1 protein-coding gene is annotated in these 391 nt (G+C 68.5%); it reads right to left on the minus strand.

What is annotated here, in order from left to right:
* A partial coding sequence (locus I6F37_RS44045) for a family 1 glycosylhydrolase (RefSeq protein WP_225154991.1) occupies nt 1-368 on the minus strand: 368 nt, incomplete at its 3' end.
* Nucleotides 369-391: the final 23 nt, after the last annotated feature.

The following is a 391-nucleotide window of genomic DNA, read 5'->3' on the forward strand; positions in this document are numbered from 1 at the left end:
AAGTAGTGGACGCGATCGCGCGCCGCGGCGTCGTCGATGTGCTCGGACGGTTGGTTCATCCGCGTCGGGACCCAGTCCGCGACCGAGAGCGAGAGGCCGACGTCGGCTGCGCGGCCATCGCCATCGGCGTCGACGGTGTCGCTCGCCTTGAGCGCGCTGTAGATCGCGGCGTGCGACGCGATGTAGTCGCGCAGCGTCTTCGCGAACTGATTCGGATCGAGCGAGAAGATGCCGGGCGGGAACTGACCGACCGTGTAGCCGGCGAACAGGTAGTTGATCGGCTCGTTGACGGTGCCCCACTCGTCGACGAGATCGCCGAACCGCGTGCCGAGCAGCGTCGCGTGCGCGCGCAGCTCCTCGACGATCATCGGGCCGCCGGCCGATCCGAAGC

The sequence above is a fragment of the Bradyrhizobium sp. NBAIM08 genome, from assembly GCF_020193935.1.
GTDB lineage: Bacteria > Pseudomonadota > Alphaproteobacteria > Rhizobiales > Xanthobacteraceae > Bradyrhizobium > Bradyrhizobium yuanmingense.